This is a genomic window from Bradyrhizobium sp. MI1.3, assembly GCF_055811695.1.
In genome coordinates, this window is sequence record NZ_JBVVPQ010000016.1 from 44,321 (window position 1) to 64,025 (window position 19,705).

15 protein-coding genes are annotated in these 19,705 nt (G+C 65.7%); 12 read left to right on the forward strand and 3 right to left on the reverse strand.

Translation table 11 applies throughout. The annotated features are described in order from the left end of the window. The first annotated feature begins 248 nt into the window (after positions 1 to 248). The 12 genes from AC0L3A_RS14295 to AC0L3A_RS14350 all read left to right on the forward strand — a co-directional run bounded on the left by AC0L3A_RS14295 (position 249) and on the right by AC0L3A_RS14350 (position 15,808). On the forward strand, positions 249 to 920 hold the full coding sequence (locus AC0L3A_RS14295; protein WP_007593400.1) for a response regulator transcription factor: 672 nt from the start codon (positions 249 to 251) through the stop codon (positions 918 to 920). Positions 921 to 1,041: 121 nt separating this feature from the next. Beyond that, on the forward strand, positions 1,042 to 2,418 hold the full coding sequence (locus AC0L3A_RS14300) for a sensor histidine kinase (protein ID WP_035993063.1): 1,377 nt from the start codon (positions 1,042 to 1,044) through the stop codon (positions 2,416 to 2,418). 159 nt (positions 2,419 to 2,577) lie between these two features. After that, the gene (locus AC0L3A_RS14305; RefSeq protein ID WP_473254611.1) at positions 2,578 to 3,978 is read left to right on the forward strand and encodes a hypothetical protein; all 1,401 of its coding nucleotides are present in this window, start codon (positions 2,578 to 2,580) and stop codon (positions 3,976 to 3,978) included. A 100-nt stretch (positions 3,979 to 4,078) separates the two neighbouring features. After that, positions 4,079 to 4,348, forward strand: a complete 270-nt coding sequence (locus AC0L3A_RS14310; RefSeq protein ID WP_007593394.1) for a hypothetical protein — start codon at positions 4,079 to 4,081, stop codon at positions 4,346 to 4,348. A gap of 131 nt (positions 4,349 to 4,479) precedes the next feature. Beyond that, positions 4,480 to 5,595, forward strand: a complete 1,116-nt coding sequence (gene ccmI / locus AC0L3A_RS14315; protein WP_007593383.1) for a c-type cytochrome biogenesis protein CcmI — start codon at positions 4,480 to 4,482, stop codon at positions 5,593 to 5,595. Positions 5,596 to 5,632: 37 nt separating this feature from the next. After that, positions 5,633 to 6,142: a cytochrome c maturation protein CcmE gene (gene ccmE, locus AC0L3A_RS14320; RefSeq protein ID WP_354127472.1), complete on the forward strand. Its 510-nt coding sequence runs from the start codon at positions 5,633 to 5,635 to the stop codon at positions 6,140 to 6,142. Beyond that, on the forward strand, positions 6,139 to 8,121 hold the full coding sequence (locus AC0L3A_RS14325; protein ID WP_354127473.1) for a heme lyase CcmF/NrfE family subunit: 1,983 nt from the start codon (positions 6,139 to 6,141) through the stop codon (positions 8,119 to 8,121). The genes ccmE and AC0L3A_RS14325 overlap by 4 nt, the downstream gene beginning before the upstream one ends. A 4-nt stretch (positions 8,122 to 8,125) precedes the next feature. Beyond that, a complete protein-coding gene (locus tag AC0L3A_RS14330) occupies positions 8,126 to 8,608 on the forward strand; it encodes a cytochrome c-type biogenesis protein (RefSeq protein WP_473254612.1) in 483 nt (160 codons plus the stop codon). A 231-nt stretch (positions 8,609 to 8,839) separates the two neighbouring features. Further along, positions 8,840 to 10,423, forward strand: coding sequence for a Do family serine endopeptidase (locus AC0L3A_RS14335; RefSeq protein ID WP_007593372.1), 1,584 nt, complete (start codon positions 8,840 to 8,842; stop codon positions 10,421 to 10,423). A 282-nt stretch (positions 10,424 to 10,705) separates the two neighbouring features. Beyond that, positions 10,706 to 11,386 carry a response regulator transcription factor gene (locus tag AC0L3A_RS14340; protein ID WP_035969420.1) on the forward strand — a complete coding sequence of 227 codons (681 nt, stop codon included), beginning with the start codon at positions 10,706 to 10,708 and terminating at the stop codon, positions 11,384 to 11,386. Continuing rightward, entirely contained in the window at positions 11,370 to 12,824 is a 1,455-nt protein-coding gene (locus tag AC0L3A_RS14345; protein ID WP_007593370.1) for a sensor histidine kinase, read from the forward strand. Before AC0L3A_RS14340 ends, AC0L3A_RS14345 begins: the two co-directional genes overlap by 17 nt. Further along, positions 12,821 to 15,808, forward strand: coding sequence for a bifunctional [glutamine synthetase] adenylyltransferase/[glutamine synthetase]-adenylyl-L-tyrosine phosphorylase (locus AC0L3A_RS14350; RefSeq protein WP_007593369.1), 2,988 nt, complete (start codon positions 12,821 to 12,823; stop codon positions 15,806 to 15,808). The genes AC0L3A_RS14345 and AC0L3A_RS14350 overlap by 4 nt, the downstream gene beginning before the upstream one ends. Here the strand turns inward: AC0L3A_RS14350 and AC0L3A_RS14355 are convergent. Genes AC0L3A_RS14355 through fdhF form a run of 3 tightly spaced genes read right to left on the reverse strand, consistent with a single transcriptional unit; the run spans position 15,765 to position 19,705 of the window. Then, positions 15,765 to 15,998 (reverse strand): formate dehydrogenase subunit delta, encoded by a 234-nt coding sequence (locus AC0L3A_RS14355; protein WP_007593368.1) that lies wholly within the window; start codon positions 15,996 to 15,998, stop codon positions 15,765 to 15,767. The two genes, AC0L3A_RS14350 and AC0L3A_RS14355, sit on opposite strands and share 44 nt — an antisense overlap. Next, on the reverse strand, positions 15,988 to 16,815 hold the full coding sequence (gene fdhD / locus AC0L3A_RS14360; protein ID WP_007593366.1) for a formate dehydrogenase accessory sulfurtransferase FdhD: 828 nt from the start codon (positions 16,813 to 16,815) through the stop codon (positions 15,988 to 15,990). The genes AC0L3A_RS14355 and fdhD overlap by 11 nt, the downstream gene beginning before the upstream one ends. A gap of 4 nt (positions 16,816 to 16,819) precedes the next feature. Further along, the gene (gene fdhF / locus AC0L3A_RS14365; protein WP_473254614.1) at positions 16,820 to 19,705 is read right to left on the reverse strand and encodes a formate dehydrogenase subunit alpha; all 2,886 of its coding nucleotides are present in this window, start codon (positions 19,703 to 19,705) and stop codon (positions 16,820 to 16,822) included.

Genomic DNA, 19,705 nt, shown 5'->3' on the forward strand with positions numbered 1-19,705 from the left:
TTTTACCCCCCCCCCCCCGCCCCCCCCCCCCCGCCGGGGCCCCCCCCCCCCCCCCCCCCCAACCGGGGCAAATTCCCCCCCCCCCGCCCGCGGGCGCGCCGGGGGCCGGGGGGGGCGCAGTGCGTTGATCGCGAACAGGTCGGATATGACCAAAAAGTAACGCGGCCGGTTCCCCGTGTTCATATTCAGTTCACGCCGGAATTGCTCATCTGTGCGGGTGTTCATGCGGCCTAATTCTGGAGAGAAGCGTGCGCCTGCTCGTCGTTGAGGACGACCCCGATCTCAATCGCCAGCTTACCAAGGCGCTGACCGACGCCGGCTATGTCGTCGATCGCGCCTTCGACGGGGAGGAGGGGCATTATCTCGGTGACAACGAGCCCTACGACGCCGTGGTGCTCGACATCGGCCTGCCGAAGAAGGACGGCATCTCGGTGCTGGAAGCCTGGCGGCGCAACGGCCGTACCATGCCGGTCCTGATCCTCACCGCGCGTGACCGCTGGAGCGACAAGGTCCAGGGCTTCGATGCCGGTGCCGACGACTATGTCGCAAAGCCGTTCCACCTGGAGGAGGTGCTGGCGCGTATCCGCGCGCTGCTGCGCCGCTCCACCGGTCATGCCCAGAGCGAGCTGAGCTGCGGCCCCGTCACGCTCGACACCAGGACCGGCCGGGTCAGCGTATCCGGCAATCCCATCAAGATGACGTCGCACGAATATCGGCTTCTGGCCTATCTGATGCATCATTCGGGGCGCGTCGTGTCCCGCACCGAGCTGGTCGAGCATCTCTACGACCAGGACTTCGACCGCGACTCCAACACCATCGAGGTCTTCGTCGGCCGCATCCGCAAGAAGCTCGACGTGGACATCATCCAGACTGTCCGTGGCCTCGGCTATCTCCTGACCCCGCCGACCCCCGGCGCTTGAAGCGTGGTGTCTCGGACTATCTTGTCTAGACGTATCTTGGCTTGACGGGCGGCCCGGCAGAGGCCTTGTTCGGGTCATGAGTTCCGACCCCATGCCACCCCGCGCCTCCGGGATCATTCCGATGCCCGCCAGCTCGCTCGCGAACCGCCTGTTTCTGTCGGCGACCGCGTGGCTCGTGGTGATCCTGGCCATCACCGGCGTGGTGCTGTCGTCGGTCTACAAGAACGCCACCGAGCGCGCCTTCGACCGCCGGCTCAATCTCTATCTCCGCACGCTGATCGCCGAGGTCGCCACCCCCGACGAGCCCCCGGACCGCCAGTTCCAATCGCTCGGCGAGCCTCTGTTCGAGCTGCCGTTGTCCGGCTGGTACTGGCAGATCACGCGGACCGACACCGAAAAGCCGGAGGTGCGCTCCTCGCGCTCGCTCTGGGACAAGAAGCTGCCGAAGCTGGAAGAGCAGGGCACCGAGCTTACCGCCGCCGGCATCCGGATCGCTTATGTCGACGGTCCCGAGGGACAGAATCTGCGTATGGTGGAGCGGCCGGTCGATCTCGGCGCGGACGGCAAATTTCTCGTCAGTGTCGCCGGCGACGACACCGAGATTTTCGACGAGACGCGCAGTTTCGATTACTACCTTGGCGGCACGTTCACCGCGCTCGGCATCGTGTTGCTGCTGACCACCGTGTTTCAGGTCCGCTTCGGTCTCGCGCCGCTCAAGCGCATCTCCGAATCCATCGCCGACATCCGGTCCGGGCGGGCGGAGCGGCTCGAGGGCGAGTTCCCGGTCGAGATCGCACCGCTGGCGCGCGAGACCAACGCGCTGATCGACGCCAATCGCGAGATCGTCGAGCGCGCACGCACCCATGTCGGCAATCTCGCCCACGCCATCAAGACGCCGCTCTCGGTCATCGTGAACGAGGCCGGCGCGCATGCCACCGACCCGTTCGCGGCCAAGGTGATGGAGCAGGCCGACGTGATGCGTGACCAGGTCGCCCATCATCTCGAGCGCGCGCGTATCGCGGCGCGGGTCTCGGTCGTCGCGACGGTGACGGAGGTTGCACCGGCCATCGAGGCATTGCGGCGGACCATGGAGAAGATCCACCGCGGCCGCGGCATCGTGGTCGAGGCCGAGGCCGATCCGTCGGCGAAATTTCGTGGCGAGCGGCAGGATCTGGAGGAGATGGTCGGCAATCTCGTCGACAACGCCTGCAAATGGGCGGCCTCGCGGGTCTTCATCGAAGTTCTGGTGGAAGCGCCGCATCAGGCGAGCAGCGGTCCGCGGCTGCATATCATCGTCGACGACGACGGCCGCGGCCTGTCGGAGGCCGAGCGCACCCAGGTCTCACGGCGCGGCCAGCGCCTCGACGAATCCAAGCCCGGATCGGGGCTGGGGCTGTCGATCGTGACCGAGCTCGCTGCGCTCTATGGCGGCAGCCTCTCCCTCGGCCGCGCACCGACTGGGGGCCTGCGGGCGGAGCTGGTCCTCCCCGGAATATAATCCCTTGTTCCGACGCGACTATTTGGTCTGCGGCACGTCGATCTGGACGAAACCAGGGGTATTCGGAGCGACTTCCTAAACGGCTTCTTAAGTGGCCCCACCTATGATCGAGCAGGACGGACCCCACGTCCGCCATTTTACCGTTCATTACCCGGGCGCATGAGCCAGACATCGATCGAGCGGCTGAGGGACTATCTCGCGCAGCTCCCGCCGCAGGCGCAGGCGCTGCTGATGCGGGAGTTCGAGCGTGCGCTCGAGCGCGGCCAGGACACGGCCGTGGCAACCCTCGTGCTCGACCAGCTGCGCAAGATTGTCCGCAAGACGGAAGCCGACGAGGCCCCACCGCCGCGTACGGACGATCTGTCGCGGCTGCTGTTCCAGGTGCTGGAACCATTCCTGGTCGAAGCAGGCGCCCCGATCCGGGCCGGGCAGATCCGCCGCTCTTCGCTGGCTCCGATCTGGCAATGGCTCGGCCGCGACGGTGCTCCGGCCAAGCTGAATGAATTCGAGGCGGCGCTGGCGCGCATGCCGGCCGACAGCGCAGGGCAAGTCGAAGCGCTGGCCTCGAAGCTCCAGGCGGTCGCTGCGGATGCCATCTTCGAGCTGACGGGACCGGGCGGGGGTGACAAATCGCGTGCGCTCGCCCGCGTCGGTCCGCCCAACGTGATCGAGGACCTCTATTCGACCGGGGCGGTGCTTGCGGTCCGCGACGCCATCGCCACCTTGAACGAGAAGCTGCCGCGCTCTTTGCGCGCCTTCGGCGATGCCCAGATCGCCTCGGTGACTGCGGCGCTCAACATTCCCGTCCTCCAGACGCCGCAGATGCTGCCCTTCGCGCTCTCCATCGTCGTGCAGCGGATGACCGCGCCGTGGCAGATCATCCGCCTCGCCATCAAGATTGCCGCGTCCGACGACGAGATCCGTGTCGCGGCAACGCCCTATGGCGTCGCGGTCACGATGGCGCTGCATGACCTGTCCTGCGTGGCCGCCATCCTGCGCATGGACATCAAGCGCGGTCATTTCGACAATGTCGCCGGCAATCTCAAGACGCTGCACGACGGCGTCCGAGGCCTGCGTACCGAGCTCGACCTGCGCAACGACTCCGCCTGGGGCAAGCAGTTGACCTCGATCCGGGCCGACATCTCCAACGCGCTGCAATCCGAGATCGACAGTGTTCCCGGCCGCGTCCGCCGCATCCTGCGCCAGCGCGCCGAGAAGGACATTCCGCCGGGCGCGCGGATCGACAGCACCGAGGTCGAGGAAACCGTGGCGCTGATCGATTTCGTCGCGACCTGTCGCAATTATGCGAGCGAGCTTGCAATCAACGAGGTGACACTGCGCACCTATTCCGACCTGCAGCAATATGTCGAGCGTTCGACCGAGCAGCTGGTGCAGTCGCTGCGCGGCGCCGATCACAAGGTCCGCACCTATCGGCAGCAGCAGGTGCAGGCCGCGATCCGCTTCTGCCAGGTGCTGTTCGGGGATGATTATGCCTCGCTGATGAGCCGCGCCGCGGAGAACGCGGCCACGGGCGAGCGCAAATCGTCGCGCGCGAGCTGATCCAGGCGCATATTTCAGCAGTCACAATTTCAGGTTGACGGTGTCGGTGGCTGGCCCTACGGTCGCCGTGCAACTTTCTGATATTTCTATCTGTGGGCGCATGAAATCCGTTATCAGTTCCATCGAAATCGAAAATCGCGTCGTCGTTGCCAAATATCAAAGGCTGATGGTAGGCGCGAAGGTGGTGCTGGTCGAGAAGGCAAGCGGTCGGCAGCTTCCTGAGACCGTCACCAGGGTTGCATCGCCCGTTCCCGTCGGGGCGTTGCGCATCAGATTGCCCGACGCTATCGAACCGGGAACATACTTCCTGAAGGCCTTTAACGGGCATGGCGAGGACGCCGCTCAAAGCGCGGACTTCGAGATCGGCTAAGCCGTTGGATTTTCACCGTTTCGGGACTGTGCGCGGTCGCGCCGAATTGACAATTGTCAATTGCCGCATCGTCCGGCCGTGGTGTAAAGCGACCTGTGGGCGCGGCTTGCGCGCTGCCGGAAGCTTGCCAGATGACGCTATGGTTCGTGTTCGCGCTGATGACGGTCGCGGCGATCTTCGCCGTGCTTTTGCCGCTCGGCCGTAGCGGACGCGCGCAAAATCAGGGCAGCGAAGTCGCGGTCTACAAGGACCAACTCGCCGAGATCGAGCGTGATCTTGCCGCAGGGCTGATCGCAGCGCCCGAAGCCGACGCCGCGCGCGTCGAGGTCAGCCGCAGGCTGCTCGCCGCGGCCGGAAGCGAGCCCGCAACGGCACCGAAATCCAGCCTCAAATGGCGCCGCGCGGCGGCCGTGTTGGCGCTTGCCGGCCTGCCGCTGGTTGCGATTGGTGTCTATGTGCCGCTCGGCTCGCCCAGGCTTCAGGACTTTCCGCTGGCGCAGCGGGAGCGCGGATCCGGGTCCGGCATGGCGCAGTCGCTCGAGAATCTGGTCGTACAGGTCGAGCAACATCTGGAAAAGAATCCAACCGACGGGCGCGGCTGGAACGTAATCGCGCCCGTGCTGGAGCGGCTCGGCCGCTTCGACGACGCCGTGCGCGCCTATCGCAACTCGCTCACCTACAATGGCGAGAGTGCGGAGCGCCGGTCCGACCTCGGCGAAGCGATCTCGGCCGCCGCCGGTGGCGTCGTGACCGCCGAAGCCAAGACCGAGTTCGAGCGCGCGCGCGCGCTCAGCGCGGATGATCCGAAAGCGAACTACTTCCTCGGTCTCGCCGCCGAGCAGGACGGCCGCAAGGACGACGCCGCCAATATCTGGCGAGCGCTGCTGGCGAAAGCGCCGGCGGATGCGCCGTGGCGCCCTCTGGTGCAGAGCTCGCTCGCGCGAGTCGGCGGCGGTGGCGCTACGATGCCGGCGCTGTCGGATGAGACCCTCGCGGCTTCCAAGGACATGAAAGAGGGCGATCGCAACGCCATGGTTCGCGGCATGGTCGAACGGCTCGCCACGCGCCTCAAGCAGAATGGCGACGACGTCGAGGGTTGGCTGCGCCTGGTGCGCGCCTATCTCGTCATGGGTGATCGCGACAAGGCGGTGGGGGCATCGACCGATGCCCGCCAGGCGGTTGCCAACGATGCAGCGCGGTTGCGCCAGCTCGATGAAGGCCTCAAGACACTCGGGCTCGACGGATGACGATGTCAGGACGAGACGGGCAGGGAATGGATACGCCATGACGCGCAAGCAGCGACGTATGACCATCATCGGCGGCTCGCTTGCCGTGCTCGCGCTCGCGGCCGCGCTGGTGCTCAACGCACTGCGCGACTCCATCGTGTTCTTCTCGACGCCGACCATGGTCGCCGAGAAGCACGTCGCGCCCGGCAAGCGGTTTCGCCTCGGCGGCCTGGTGCAGCCCGGCTCGCTCCAGCGCGGCGACAATCTCGCGGTGACCTTCGAGGTCGCCGACGGTGGCGCAAAGCTTCCGGTCGCCTTCAAGGGCATTTTGCCTGATCTGTTCCGCGAAGGGCAGGGCGTCGTCGCCGAAGGCGCGCTCGACGCCGATGGCGTGTTCAAGGCCGACACCGTGCTCGCCAAGCACGACGAAACCTACATGCCAAAGGACGTCGCCGATGCCCTGAAGAAGCAGGGGCATTGGAAGGATGATTACGGCGCCAAAGCTTCCGATGGCGTCAAGCCCGCGGCCACAACCGCGCAGGGCAATTCGCAGGGAGCAGTGCGGTGATCGCGGAGTCAGGACATTATGCGCTGGTGCTGGCGCTCGGACTGGCACTGATCCAGTCCATCGTGCCCCTGATCGGCGCGCGACTGCGTGATGACGCGCTGATGAATGTGGCGCGGTCCACCGCGCTGGCGCAGCTCCTGTTCGTCGGTGCGTCGTTCGTCGCACTGGTGATGCTGCACGTAGAGTCGGATTTCTCGGTCGTCAACGTCTACGAGAATTCCCACTCCATGAAGCCGCTGCTCTACAAGATCACCGGCGTGTGGGGAAACCATGAAGGCTCGATGCTCTTGTGGGTGTCGATCCTTGCGCTGTTCGGCGGATTGGTGGCCGCCTTCGGCAACAATCTGCCGCTGTCGCTGCGCGCGCATGTGCTGGCCGTACAGGCGTGGATCGCCAGCGCATTCTATCTCTTCATCCTGGTGACCTCCAACCCATTCCTGCGCATCGCCAACCCGCCGATCGAGGGACGCGATCTCAATCCGGTGCTTCAGGACATCGGTCTCGCCGTGCATCCGCCAATGCTCTATCTCGGCTATGTCGGCTTCTCGATCTCGTTCTCCTTCGCGATCGCGGCGCTGCTGGAGGGTCGGATCGACGCAGCCTGGGCGCGCTGGGTGCGGCCGTGGACGCTGGTCGCCTGGATCTTCCTGACGCTCGGTATCGCCATGGGTTCGTACTGGGCCTATTACGAACTGGGTTGGGGCGGCTGGTGGTTCTGGGACCCGGTCGAGAACGCCTCGCTAATGCCGTGGCTTGCCGGCACCGCGCTGCTGCATTCGGCGCTGGTGATGGAGAAGCGCAACGCGCTGAAGGTCTGGACCATCCTCTTGTCAATCCTGACCTTCTCGCTATCGCTGCTCGGGACCTTCCTGGTGCGCTCGGGGGTCATCACCTCGGTGCATGCCTTCGCGACCGATCCAACCCGCGGGGTGTTCATTCTCCTGATTCTCTGCCTGTTCATCGGGGGCAGCCTGTCGCTGTTCGCCGGGCGCGCGACGTCGTTGAAGCAGGGCGGCCTGTTTGCGCCGATCTCGCGCGAGGGCGCGCTGGTGCTGAACAATTTGCTGCTCACGGTCGCCTGCGCGGTGGTGCTGTTCGGCACACTCTATCCGTTGGCGATGGAGATGCTCGCCGATTTCAAGATGTCGGTCGGCGCGCCGTTCTACAATCTCACCTTCGCGCCACTGTTCGCGCTGTTGCTGCTCGCCGTGCCGTTCGGGCCGATGCTGGCATGGAAACGCGGCGATCTGCTCGGCGTCACCCAGCGTCTGCTCGCGGCAGGCGTAGCCGGGCTCGTCGCCGTCGCCATGGTCTGGGGCTGGGCGCGCGGCGGCAGCGCGCTCGCGCCATTGGCAATCGGACTTGGCGTCTTCGTCATTGCCGGCGCAGCGACGGATCTGGCCGAACGAACTGGTTTGTTTCGCCTGCCGTTCGCGACGACGCTGCATCGTGCCCGCGGTCTGCCGCGCTCGGCCTGGGGCTCGGTATTTGCGCATGCCGGCCTCGGCGTCGCGTTGATCGGGATCGTTTGTGAGACCACCTGGAATAGCGAATATATCGCGACCATGAAACAAAACGACGTCGCCCATGTCGCCGGCTATGACGTCAAGCTGGATGGCCTGTTTCAGCGTCAAGGGCCGAACTTCCACGAGATGATCGCCGAGTTCAACGTCAGCAGTGACGGCGAGAAGCTCAGCGTGATGACGCCGTCCAAGCGCAGCTTCACCACCCGCGGCTCCTCGACCACCGAGGCCGCGCTGCTGACGCGCGGCGCCAGCCAGCTCTACATCTCGCTCGGCGACGCCACTGCCGAGGGCGCCATTGCCGTGCGCATCTATCACAAGCCGCTGGTGCTGCTGATCTGGTGGGGGCCAGTGCTGATGGCATTCGGCGGCGTGCTGTCGCTGTCGGACCGGCGCCTGCGGGTGGGTGCGCCAAAACCGGCGCGGGCCAAGCAGCGCCTGCAGCCGGCGGAGTGATCCGATGCGCCGAATGATGGTCGCGTTCGTCGCGCTGATGCTGCTGGCCTTGCCTGCGGCGCATGCCGTGCAGCCCGACGAGATCATGTCGGACCCTGCGAAGGAGTCGCGTGCACGCGACTTATCGCGCGAGCTGCGTTGCATGGTCTGCCAGAACCAGTCGATCGACGACTCCGATGCGCCGCTGGCGCGCGATTTGCGGCTCCTGGTGCGCGAGCGCATCGCGGCGGGCGACAGCAATTCGCAAGTGCTCGATTTCCTGGTTGCGCGCTACGGCGAGTTCGTGCTGCTCAAGCCGCGCTTCGAGCGCCAAAACATACTGCTGTGGCTGCTCGCGCCGCTGCTGCTGATTGGCGGCGGCCTGGCGTTATGGCTGCAAATCCGCCGGCGCTCGCGAAATGGTGCAGACGTCCCGGCTCCGCCGCTCACGCCCGATGAAGAAGCGCGGCTCGCCGCATTGATGGCGGATGAAGCCAAGTCTCACTAGCTACGTTGCTGCGCGCAGAAGCCGGCACTGCGCGGGCGTTCCCGGAACTTCGTTAAGTTCCTACAGGCTCACTACTTTCGGCCGCGATAAACTGCCGCATCCGCATTCTCCGTTCATTACAAAAGTTTAACCCCGCCGCCAGCGCACGGTAAGGCGGCAGCCCCCATCTTCAGGTTCGTAAGGTGCCGCCATCAGGTACCAAATGGATTTCAAGGCCCTGGAGATCTCTGCATGACCGACCGTTCCGACCTCTCGAACCTTCCGTCCTACCGGCAGCCCCGCCGGTCCGTTTTCTCGGCCCGCAAGTTCGCGCTGATGGCCTCGGTCGTCGCCGGCCTCGGTGCCGCCGTCTACGGCTTTGGCCCGTCGACCTCGCCAGCCGATCTGTTCTCGAGCCCGGCGCATGCGCAGGTCAACAACGAGGTCCGCAAGGTCGAGCGTCCGATCGGCTTCGCCGACATCGTCGAGCGCGTGAAGCCGTCAGTGATCTCGGTGAAGGTCAATATCAAGGAAAAGACCGCGAGCAATGATGACGGCGATGACGCGCAGTCGCCGTTCCAGCCGGGCTCTCCGATGGAGCGATTCTTCCGCCGCTTCGGCGGTCCGGACGGCATCCCGGGCCTGAAGGGTGGTGGCGGTCGCGGCCGCGTCGTGCAGGGCCAGGGCTCGGGCTTCTTCATCTCGGCTGATGGCTTTGCCGTGACCAACAACCACGTGGTCGACGGCGCCGACAAGGTCGAAGTCACCACCGACGACGGCAAGACCTACACAGCCAAGGTGATCGGCACCGACCAGCGCACCGACCTCGCCCTGATCAAGGTCGAGGGCAGCTCGAACTTCCCGTTCGCGAAGCTTGCCGACGGCAAGCCGCGGATCGGTGACTGGGTGCTCGCAGTCGGCAACCCGTTCGGCCTCGGCGGCACCGTGACTGCCGGCATCGTTTCGGCCAGCGGCCGCGACATCGGCAACGGCCCCTACGACGATTTCATCCAGATCGATGCGCCCGTGAATAAGGGCAATTCCGGCGGTCCGGCCTTCGACACCAACGGTGAGGTGATGGGCGTCAACACCGCGATCTACTCGCCCTCCGGCGGCAGCGTCGGCATCGCGTTCTCGATTCCCGCGAGCACTGTGAAGAGCGTGGTGGCGCAGCTCAAGGACAAGGGCTCGGTCAGCCGCGGCTGGATCGGCGTGCAGATTCAGCCGGTGACATCCGACATCGCCGACAGCCTCGGCATGAAGAAGGCCGAAGGCGCGCTGGTTGCCGAGCCGCAGGCGAATGGTCCGGCGGCCAAGGCCGGCATCGAGTCCGGCGACGTGATCACGTCGGTCAACGGTGAAACCGTCAAGGATGCCCGCGAGCTCGCCCGTACAATTGGCGGCCTGGCGCCCGGCGCGACCGTGAAGCTCAACGTGCTGCACAAGGGCCAGGACAAGGTCGTGAACCTCACCCTCGGCCAGCTGCCGAACACGATCGAGGCCAAGGCCGACATCGACAAGGACAGCGGCAAGGGCGCGAGCCGTGGCACTGATGTGCCCAAGCTCGGGATGACCGTCGCGCCCGCCGATTCCGTGGCCGGCGCCGGCAAGGAAGGCGTCGTGATCACCGAAGTCGATCCGAAGAGCGCGGCTGCTGAACGCGGCTTCAAGGAAGGCGACGTGATTCTCGAAGTCGGCGGCAAGAGCGTGAGCACCGCCGGCGAAGTCCGCGACGCCATCAACACGGCGCGGACCGACAACAAGAACAGCGTCCTGATGCGGGTGAAGAGCGGCGGCCAGTCGCGCTTCGTCGCCGTGCCCATCGCCAAGGGGTAACCAAGGGCCAGGCCTCAGGAGGCCTCCGAGATGAAGGGTGTCGCCGGCATCAGTCGCCCCCGCCGACGGCGCCCTTCGGGGGAGCAGCGCAACGTTTGCTTCCCCTGTCTACCTTCCGGTGGAATACGCCCCCCTCCGTCGGAAGGCCTAGGGCGGTGAAGTCCCCCAGCTTCACCGCCCGCCTTTTTCTCGATGCCAGAGTCGTTCACTCGGCTTGCATGCGATTGCCGCTCGCGCCATGTTTAGAGAAGGTTCACTCCCTTGACCGTTGCCGAACGCACGATGCGCCTCCTCATCATCGAAGACGACCGCGAATCCGCCGACTACCTCGTGAAGGCGTTTCGCGAGGTCGGGCACATTGCCGACCACGCCGCCGACGGCGAGGAAGGCCTCGCCATGGCCGAGAACGGCGATTACGACGTGCTAGTGGTCGACCGCATGCTGCCCAAGCGTGACGGCCTGTCGGTGATCGGCGCGCTCCGCGACAAGGACGATTCGACGCCGGTGCTGATTCTCTCCGCGCTCGGCCAGGTCGACGACCGCATCAAGGGCTTGCGCGCCGGCGGCGACGACTACCTGCCGAAACCCTATTCCTTCGCCGAGCTGTTGGCCCGGGTCGAGGTGCTGTCGCGCCGCCGTGGCGGTCCGGCCGAGGACACGCTGTACCGCGTCGGCGATCTCGAGCTCGACCGGCTCTCCCATCGCGTCGCGCGCGGCAAGGACGAACTGACGCTCCAGCCGCGCGAATTCCGCCTGCTCGAATATCTCATGAAGCATGCGGGCCAGGTGGTGACCCGCACCATGCTACTGGAGAACGTCTGGGACTATCATTTCGATCCGCAGACCAACGTGATCGACGTGCACATTTCGCGGCTGCGTTCCAAGATCGACAAGGGTTTTGAGCGGCCGCTGCTGCACACGATCCGCGGCGCGGGATACATGATCCGTGACGGCATTCGGTAAACTCGTCCGCACCACGGCATTCCGGCTGACGCTGGTCTATTTGCTGCTGTTCGCGATGTTCGCGGCCTCGCTGCTGGCCTATTTCGCCTGGAATACGCGGCGGCTGATCACCGAGGAAATCACGCAGACGGTCAATGCCGAGACCTCGGAGATCAACGAGATCTACGGCCGGCGCGGCTTGCGCGGTCTCGTGCTTGCGATTGAGTACCGGGCGCTGCGCCCGGGCGCCAATCTCTACCTCGTGACCACGCCGACCGGGCAGGCGATCGCCGGCAATGTCGGCTCGCTGGCGCCCGGTGTGATGGCGACGCGCGGCTGGTCGGAGACGGCATATCGGCGCATCGAGGATGCGGACGAGCGCGACCATCGCGCCCTGGTGCGCGTCACCGAGCTCGAGAATGGCTTCCGGCTTCTGATCGGCCGCGACCTCGCCGAGCGGCGGCGCCTGTTCGGCATCGTCGCCAAGGCCGCGCAATGGTCGGTGCTGATCGTCGTGGTGCTTGGCCTGGGCGGCGGGATCTTCGTCGCGCGCAGGGTGCTCAGGCGCATCGACGCCATGTCCGGGACGGCCCATCGCATCATGACCGGCGATCTCAGCGAGCGCCTGCCGGTGGGACGCAGCGGTGACGAGCTCGACCGCCTCGCCGAAAACCTCAATGCCATGCTGGAGCGCATCGAGGCGCTGATGGCGGGGCTGAAGGAGGTCTCCGACAACATCGCCCACGATCTCAAGACGCCGCTGACACGCTTGCGCAACCGCGCCGAGGAGGCGCTGGCGAAATCAGGCAGCGAGGCCGATTACCGCGCCGCGTTGGAGCGGACCATCGAGGAATCCGACGGCCTGATCCGTACCTTCAACGCGCTGCTGATGATCGCGCGCGCCGAGTCCGGTCAGGCGCGCGGCAACATGGACGATTTCGACGCTGCCGATGTCGCACACGGCATCCACGAGCTCTACGAGCCGCTGGCTGAAGACGACGGCATGACGCTGAAGGTCGAGGCCGATCCGACGCCGGTGCACGCCAACCGCGAACTGATCAGCCAGGCGCTCGCCAATCTGGTCGAGAATGCGATCAAATACGGCAAGCCGGTCGCGCTAACAGGTGGAACCGTGGTCAGCCTGGATTCAAGGCAGATCACGATCGAGGCGAAACGCGAGGGCGACCAAGTGCTGCTCAGCGTCACCGATCGCGGCCCCGGTATCCCCGAGGCCGACCGCAAGCATGCCGTCGAGCGATTCGTGCGGCTTGAAGCCAGCCGCACGCTGCCGGGCTCCGGCCTCGGCCTCAGTCTTGCGTCTGCGGTTGCAACGCTGCATGGCGGCGAATTGCGGCTGGGCGATGCCCATCCGGGCCTCGTCGCCACGCTGGTGCTGCCGGCGCTCGCGGGCGACAGGGTTGCTCCTCCAATACCGGATGTGCCACAGAAGGTGGCATGAACCACTCCGCGCCGGGAAACGCGGACAAGCATGGTGAGAGACTTGCCGCACGCTTCGCGGAGGCTCCCCATATTGCCGCTTCCGTCACCGACGAACGACGCTTCGAAAACTGGCTGGCCGAGCTCGAGCCGGCGCAATCGGCCCGTCTCCAGGCGCTGCTGGTTCATCCCTTCGCCGCCAATGTCCTCGCCGGCATCGCCGAATTCTCGCCCTATCTGTTCGATCTGGTGCGCGCCGATCCCTTGCGCCTGATCCGGCTGCTCGAATGCGATCCCGATGCGCATCTTGCCGCACTGATCGCGGAGGCGAGGGGAGCGGTGCTCGCAGTGCTCGACGAAGCCGAACTGATGCGGTTGCTTCGCCGCATGAAGGCAGAGGCCGCACTTCTGATCGCGCTGTGCGACATCGGTGGAGTCTGGCCGGTGATGCGGGTAACGGCGGCGCTGACCGATATTGCGGTCTGCTCCGTGCAGGCGGCGCTGCAGCACCTGCTGCGGCAGGAAGCCGCACGTGGAAAGCTTTCGCCGCCCAATCCCGAAGCACCGGAACAGGGCTGCGGGCTGATCGTGCTTGCGATGGGCAAGATGGGCGCGGGCGAGCTGAACTATTCCAGCGACATCGATCTCATCGTGTTCTTCGACCCTGATAACACGACACTCGTGCCTGACATCGAGCCGCAGCCGTTCTTCGTGAGGGTGACGCAGGGCATGGCGCGCATCCTCCAGCAGCGCACCTATGACGGCTACGTCTTCCGGGTCGATCTGCGGCTGCGCCCTGATCCGTCCTCGACACAGGTGGCGATCTCGCGGGACGCCGCACTGCATTATTACGAGCGGGAAGGGCGCACCTGGGAGCGCGCCGCGATGATCAAGGCGCGCGCCTGCGCCGGCGACGCCAGGGCTGGCGAAGCACTGCTCGCCGAGATCGCGCCCTTCGTCTGGCGCAAGCATCTCGACTTCGCCGCGCTTGCCGACGTTCACGACATGAAGCGGCAGATGCAGACCTATCGCGGCCAGAGCGAGGTTGCGGTCGAAGGGCATAACGTGAAGGTCGGGCGCGGCGGAATCCGCGAGATCGAGTTCTTCGCCCAGACCCAGCAATTGATCGCCGGGGGGCGACATCCCGAACTGCGCGTACGGCCGACGCTCGCCGCGCTCGGCGTGCTCGCTTCCAGCAACTGGATCACGGTTGCGGCGCGCGACGAGCTGACCACGGCGTACCAATTCCTGCGTCGGGTCGAGCATCGCCTCCAGATGATCGCAGACGAGCAGACCCACACGCTGCCCGAGGACAAGGAGGCGGTCGAGCGTTTCGCCTGGTTCTTCGGCTATCCGGATCGCGAGACCTTTGCCCGCGACCTTTTGCGCCAGCTCGAGATCGTGCAGGGCCACTACGAAAAACTGTTCGAGGGCGACGATCCGACCGGCACGGCCAAGCTGCCGGCGCTCGACTACAGTGCGGGTCCCGACGATCCGCGGCTGCTTCAGTACCTGGCGACACTCGGCTTCAAGAAGCCTGCCGCCGTCGCGCAGACCGTGCGCGACTGGATCACCGGCGACTACCGCGTGTTCCGCAATGAGGCGACGCGAAACGCATTCGTCGAATTCGTGCCGGCCCTGATCGACGGTCTCGCTCATGCCGAGGAGCCGGATCGGGCCGTCGTGGCGTTCGACCATTTCCTTGGAGCGCTTCAGCGCGGCGGCCGGCTGATCACGCTGCTCGGGCAGAACCGCGATCTCGTCGCGCTCGTGGCCCTGGTGCTGGGCGCGGCGCCTCGGCTCGGCGAGATGCTTGCGCGGCAGCCGCAACTGATGGACGGCCTGATTGATCCGCGCTTCTTCGGCGCCATGCCCGACAGGCAGGAATTGTCGGGGCGACTTGCGACGACGGTGCAGGATGCGGGCTCTTACGAAGAGTTCCTCGACCGCCTGCGTCTGTTCGGGCAGGAGAGCCTGTTCCTGATCGGCACGCGCATTCTCTCAGGCACGGTCTCGGCACAGCAGGCGAGCACGGCCTTTGCCGACGTCGCCGAGGGCATCGTCCATACCGTGCATGGCCTCGTCGCCGACCGTTTCGCCGCCCAGCATGGCCGGATCAAGGGGCAGGAGACCGCCATCATCGCGATGGGCCGGCTCGGCAGTCGCGAGATGACCGCGTCGTCCGATCTCGACCTGATCCTGCTTTACGATTTCGACAGCGACAATCCGGACTCCGACGGTGCGAAGTCACTGCAAGGTGCACATTACTTCGCCCGCTTCACCCAGCGCCTGATCAGCGCGTTCACGACGCGCACCAATTACGGGGTGCTTTACGAGATCGACATGCGGTTGCGCCCCTCGGGGCGCGCCGGCCCCGTGGCTTCGAGCCTCGTTTCGTTCGCGGACTACCAGGCCAACGAGGCCTGGACCTGGGAGCACATGGCGCTGACCCGTGCGCGCGTCGTGTCCGCTTCGCCCGAATTCCGGGAACGGATTGAACGCGTCATCCGCGCTGTCCTGACTCGTCGCCGCGATCCCGGAATCACCGCCAACGATGTTGCCGACATGCGGCGTGCGATCGCCCAGGAGAAGGGCGAGGCTGATTGCTGGGATCTCAAATATGCCGCCGGCGGCATGGTCGACATCGACTTCATCGCGCAATATCTCCAGCTCGTGCATGCGCACGAGAAGCCGGAGATTCTCGACGTTGGCACCACGCAGGTGCTGGAAAATGCATGCAGGCTGGGCGTGCTGTCGCAATCGGAGACCGAGATATTGCGGGCCGCAGCGCGGCTCTATCACGACCTGACGCAGATCCTGCGGCTCTGCGTCAGCGATCGGTTCAAGCCGGAGACTGCCGGCACCGACCTCTTGCGCGTGATGGCACGCGCCGGCGATGCGCCGCATTTCTCCTCGCTGGAGGCGCGCGTAAAGGAAACGCAGAGCGAGGTGCGCCGTGTGTTCAGGGCGCTGCTGGAAGGGACGTCGCCTGCTGCAGCGAGGTGAGCGCCTCCCGCACGTTCGGCTCCAGGCCCACGCCGCCGGCATCGAGATGGGCGAAGATCGCGCGCTTCATCCGCGGGTCCCAGAACTTCTTGATGTGGTCGGCGATCCCCGGCACGGCCTTGTCGTGGCCCTGGCTCCGGAAGAACGTGCCGATCTGGTTGGCCATGTAGATCAGGCGGTCAGGCGACATCGGCAACCTCCGTGGCATGACGGGTGACAACCCGGCTGCCATGCGAAAACACTTCGAACCCGTCCTGGCGGGCAATGGCAATCAGCGTGATGCCGGCGGCCTCCGCGGTGCGCACCGCAAGCGCGGTCGGCGCAGAGACGGCGACCATCACCGGCGCGCCGATGGCGGCGGTCTTCTGCACCATCTCGACCGAGACGCGGCTCGTCAGCAGCACGATGCCGCCGCTTGCAGGCGTGCGGCTGCGCGCCAGCGAACCGGCGAGCTTGTCGAGCGCGTTGTGGCGGCCGACATCCTCGCGCAGCGCGACGATACCGCCGGCAGGCGACCAGAACGCGGCGGCGTGAACGGCGCGGGTTTGCAAATTGATCGATTGCAGCGGTGCGATGGTCTGCATCGCCGCCATGACCTGCTCGGGCGTGAACGTCTGTCCCTGCGGCACGACGGCCGCAGGCCGCACAGCTTCGGCGATCGAGTCGATGCCGCAGATGCCGCAGCCGGTCGGGCCGGCGATGTGGCGGCGGCGCTCGCTGATGCGCGCGGCATCTTCCGAGGCCAGCCACATGCGCAGCTCGATGCCGTCGTCGAGGCGGACGATTTCGAGCGACTTGATGTCATCGACGGATTTGATGATGCCTTCGTCCAGGCTGAACCCGACCGCAAAATCTTCGAGGTTCTGCGGCGTTCCCATCATGACGGCGTAGGTGCCGCCATTGTAAGTCAGCGCCAGCGGCGTCTCCTCCGGGATCAGCCGCGCTCCTTCGGTCGCGACACCGTCGCGCCAGATCTCGCGGTCGATGGCCTGGACCGGCACGTGCATGCCGCTACTCCGCAGCCTCGGCCGGCGCGATGCGGCGGGAATGCCGCGCCTGCGCGTCGTAGGCCTTCTGCCAGTCGGACGGGCCGTTCGAGGGCGAAATCCGCACCGCCGTGACCTTGTATTCGGGGCAGTTGGTCGCCCAGTCCGAATAGTCGGTCGTGATGACGTTGGCCTGCGTGTCCGGATGGTGGAACGTGGTGTAGACGACGCCCGGCGCGACGCGATCGGTGATCTCCGCACGCAGCGTAGTCTCGCCGGCGCGGCTCTTCAGCCGCACCCAATCCCCGTCGCGCACGCCGCGCTGTTCGGCATCGTGCGGATGGATCTCCAGCCGATCCTCGGCATGCCAGACCACGTTCTCGGTGCGCCGGGTCTGCGCGCCGACATTGTACTGGCTGAGGATGCGGCCCGTGGTGAGCAGCAGCGGATAGCGCGGCCCGGTGCGTTCGTCGGTCGCGACATATTCGGTGACGACGAACTTGCCCTTGCCGCGGACGAAGCCGTCGATATGCATCACCGGCGTGCCCTCGGGCGCCTTGTCGTTGCAGGGCCATTGCACTGAGCCGAGCTCGTCGAGCTTGGCATAGGAGACGCCGGCGAAGGTCGGGGTGAGCGCCGCGATCTCGTCCATGATCTCGGAAGGATGGCTGTAGCTCATCTCGAAGCCCATGGCCTTGGCGAGGCGGATGGTGACCTCCCAGTCGGCGAGGCCGTTCTTCGGCGTCATCACCTTGCGCACGCGCTGGATGCGGCGCTCGGCGTTAGTGAAAGTGCCGTCCTTCTCGAGGAAGCTGGAGCCAGGCAGGAACACATGGGCGTAGTTCGCGGTCTCGTTCAGGAAGAGGTCGTGGACGATGACGCATTCCATCGCCGATAGTGCCGCCACCACATGCTTGGTGTTGGGATCGGATTGCAGGATGTCTTCGCCCTGCACGTAGATCCCCATGAACGTGCCTTCGACCGCGGCGTCGAACATGTTGGGAATGCGCAGGCCCGGCTCGGGGTTGAGCTTGACGTTCCACAGCGCCTCGAACTGGTCCCGCACGGCGTCGCCCGAGATGTGGCGGTAGCCGGGAAGCTCGTGCGGGAACGAGCCCATGTCACAGGAGCCCTGCACGTTGTTCTGGCCGCGCAGCGGGTTCACGCCGACACCGGGACGACCGATATTGCCCGTGGCCATCGCGAGGTTGGCGATCGCGATCACGGTGGTCGAGCCCTGGCTGTGCTCGGTGACGCCGAGACCATAGTAGATCGCGCCGTTGCCGCCGGTGGCGTAGAGGCGCGCTGCTTCGCGCAGATCCTTCGGATCGACGCCGGTGAGGATGGCGGTGGCTTCCGGGCTGTTGTTCGCCTGGGCGACGAACGCCGCCCATTCCTCGAACTCGTTCCAGTCGCAGCGCTCGCGCACGAAGGCTTCGTTGGCGAGGCCTTCGGTGACGATCACATGCGCCAGCGCCGTCATCACCGCGACATTGGTGCCGGGCATCAGCGGCAGGTGTAGCGCCTTCACATGCGGCGATTCAACCATCTCGGTGCGGCGCGGATCGATCACGATCAGCTTGGCGCCCTGGCGCAGCCGCTTCTTCAGGCGGGAGGCGAACACCGGGTGGGCCGAAGCGGGATTGGCACCGATGACGACGACGACGTCGGTGTCCTCGACCGAATCGAAATCCTGCGTGCCGGCGGAGGTACCGAACGTGGTCGAGAGGCCATAGCCGGTCGGGGAGTGGCAGACCCGGGCGCAGGTGTCGACATTGTTGTTGCCGAAGCCGGCGCGGATCAGCTTCTGCACCAGATAGGTTTCTTCATTGGTGCAGCGGGACGACGTGATGCCGCCGATAGCGTCGCGGCCGTATTTCTTCTGGATGCCGCGCATCCTGTCGGCTGCAAACGAGAATGCCTCGTCCCACGACACTTCGCGCCAGGGATCCTCGATCCGCTCGCGGATCATCGGGTTGAGGATGCGTTCCCGGTGGTTGGTGTAACCCCAGGCGAAGCGGCCCTTGACGCAGGAATGACCGCGATTGGCCTTGCCGTCCTTGTACGGCACCATGCGGACGACTTCCTCGCCGCGCATCTCGGCCTTGAAGGCGCAGCCGACGCCGCAATAGGCGCAGGTGGTGACGACCGAGTGTTCGGGCTGGCCGATCTCGATCACGGATTTCTCGGTCAGCGTCGCGGTCGGGCAGGCCTGCACGCAGGCACCGCAGGAGACGCATTCGGAGCCGAGGAAGCTCTCGCTCATGCCCGGCGAGACGCGGCTGTCGAAGCCGCGGCCGGAGATCGTCAGCGCGAAGGTGCCTTGCACCTCCTCGCAGGCGCGGACGCAGCGCGAGCAGACAATGCACTTGGAGGGATCGTAGGTGAAGTACGGGTTGGACTCGTCCTTCGGCATCCAAGCGGCGTTGATCTCGCCACTGGACTTGCCAGGCGTCTTGGCGAAAACATGATTCTCGCCTTCATAGCCGTAACGGACGTCGCGCAGGCCCACGGCGCCGGCCATGTCCTGCAACTCGCAATCACCGTTAGCACCGCAGGTGAGGCAGTCGAGCGGATGGTCAGAGATGTAGAGCTCCATCACGCCTTTGCGCAGCTTCTTCAGCCGTTCGCTCTGGGTATGCACGACGAGGCCGGGCATCACTGGCGTGGTGCACGAGGCCGGCGTTCCGGTGCGGCCCTCGATTTCGACGACGCAAAGGCGACACGAGCCGAACGCATCGACCATGTCGGTCGCGCAGAGTTTCGGGATCTGATGGCCGGCGTCCATCGCCGCTCGCATGATCGAGGTGCCCTCGGGCACCGTAACCTGGTTGCCGTCGATGGTCAGTGTCACCATCGTTTCCGATTTCGAGCGCGGCGTACCGAAGTCGATTTCTTCGATCAGAGACAT